The 1,998-nt window shown below is 38.1% G+C and carries 2 protein-coding genes and 1 pseudogene; 2 read left to right on the top strand and 1 reads right to left on the bottom strand.

The features are described 5' to 3' along the window. Positions 1-152: 152 nt before the first annotated feature. Both H5202_RS21385 and H5202_RS21380 read left to right on the top strand, forming a co-directional pair. Entirely contained in the window at positions 153-560 is a 408-nt protein-coding gene (locus tag H5202_RS21385) for a hypothetical protein (protein WP_182773827.1), read from the top strand. Between the two features lie 3 nt (positions 561-563). Beyond that, on the top strand, positions 564-1,892 hold the full coding sequence (locus H5202_RS21380; RefSeq protein ID WP_182773826.1) for a diguanylate cyclase domain-containing protein: 1,329 nt from the start codon (positions 564-566) through the stop codon (positions 1,890-1,892). Here the strand turns inward: H5202_RS21380 and H5202_RS21375 are convergent. Beyond that, positions 1,889-1,998 (bottom strand): annotated as a pseudogene (locus tag H5202_RS21375) (IS982 family transposase); the annotation flags it as partial. The gene H5202_RS21380 and the pseudogene H5202_RS21375 overlap by 4 nt on opposite strands.

The following is a 1,998-nucleotide window of genomic DNA, read 5'->3' as shown; positions in this document are numbered from 1 at the left end:
CGCGCATGGGCTAGGTTATCTAATTGCTGATATTTTTGCGGTGTTAAACTCAGCAGCCAATCAAGCGAATATATTTACCTGCGGAGCAACTTATTCCGGCGTTATTAAATAATGAGGTTGATATTATTTCAGCTTGGGAGCCTTTCAGTTATTTGTTAACACAAAAAGTACCCTCAAATACGAATGTCATCAGCAGTCGCGGTTTATATCACTTATCGTTCAACTTAATCGAGCTTAAAGAGACAAGATTATCTACCACAGAAAAGTTAGCGCTACTTAAATCCATTAATGACGCAACAGATTACATTCATACACACCCAGATCTTGCTCAAGAACAAATTAGTCATGCATTAAATATCGACCCTTCCCAACTTAGTTATTCTTGGAATGACTATACTTTTCGGCTATCTCTCAGTAACGCACTTTTTTCTAACATCCAAACTCAAAGCCAATGGGCAATTGATAGTCAATTGGTCTCAGAACAAGATAGTGTAGATTTCAGACAGATTCTTGATCGGAAATTGTTTGAACAGTTCGTCAGTTTAGAAGCTGGATGGTAAGTTATGATGTTATCTAAGCGTCTAAAACTGACCGCTACACTCTGTTCACTGCTTACATTAATTGTCGGTTTGTCACTGATACAAGCTCACTATTATCAACAAAAAATATACCGCCAGCTTAATTACTCGATGAAGTTACAAATCAGTATTGATAGTTTGCGCAGTCAACTGTGGCTTTACCAAGAGTATACTGATGACCAAGGCTTATCAGAATTAAATATACGCCAAGCGGAGTTGGCCAAAAATCTCTCAGAAGACATTCAATGGGGTACACAACAAAAGCTCATTATTGGAAACCTGAATAGACTTAATACAAATATTAGAGCACTTATTAATACTCAAAATAGCTTTCACAGTAAACAAGTAGATGTATCATCAACCCTTAGCGCAGAACGATTATTTCAAGCAAAATACAGTATGGTTATTGAAGAGATGACTGAAGAAATGTTTAATCTTCATCAATTTTCGATTAAACAAGCCAGCCAAAAACAACAAACATTATTATTCCTTGTTGGAGTCGTACTATTGATATTAGCGATTCTGGTGACCGTATGGTCCTTTATGACACTCATTCGATTTAAGAAAGGATTAACGTCACTCAACCAAGGTATGAAAGCGCTTGCGTCAGGGGACCTAAAGAGCCAAATTAACTTTAGCGATACCGATGAGCTATCTGCGCTCGCAAATAACTTCAATAAAATGAAGCTTTCACTTGCTCAAATTACCATTAAAAAAGATGAATTAAAGCAAGAAGTCGACCGCCAGACTCGCAAATTAATAGAACAACAAGACCAACTCATTTTCTTGGCTGAACATGATGAATTAACCGGTATCTATAACCGGCGCGCATTTATAAAACAAATTGATACGGCTATCGCAAGAGATTTACGCGGAGATAATCAAGCGGCATTGTTGTTTATTGATCTTAATAAATTTAAAAATATTAACGATACCCTGGGCCACAACATTGGCGATGAAGTCATCGTGACCATCGCAAAACGTTTGGCTAATAGTCTACGCAATACTGATATTGTAGGCAGATTAGGCGGCGATGAATTTATCATTTGGCTTGATATGCTCCCAGACCCGATCAATATCGAACATAAAATAAACCAGCTATTGGCCAGTATTAAACAACCGATCATTATTGGCCCGCACACTCTGCAAGTCGGGGCCAGTATCGGTATTAGTGTACTGCCTAAACATGGTTTGAATAGCCGAGAACTCATTACTGCAGCCGATACCGCAATGTACCAGGCTAAAGCAGACAATAACATTGAGTATTGTTTCTATGCCGGCAGCTACGGAGTATCTAACCTGAGATCGGTTTAAGCCATAACAGAAATCGCATTGAAATCGACATCTGTGATATTGAGTTGTGGCTTACTTTCTTTGAGTTGATAAGCGATTAAACCACCAATCATATTCAACATAAAAC

The sequence above is a fragment of the Shewanella sp. SG41-4 genome (assembly GCF_014164505.1).
Classification (GTDB): domain Bacteria; phylum Pseudomonadota; class Gammaproteobacteria; order Enterobacterales; family Shewanellaceae; genus Shewanella.
The sequence above is the reverse complement of the archived record's forward strand: the minus strand, read 5'-3'. Positions and strand labels throughout refer to the sequence as shown.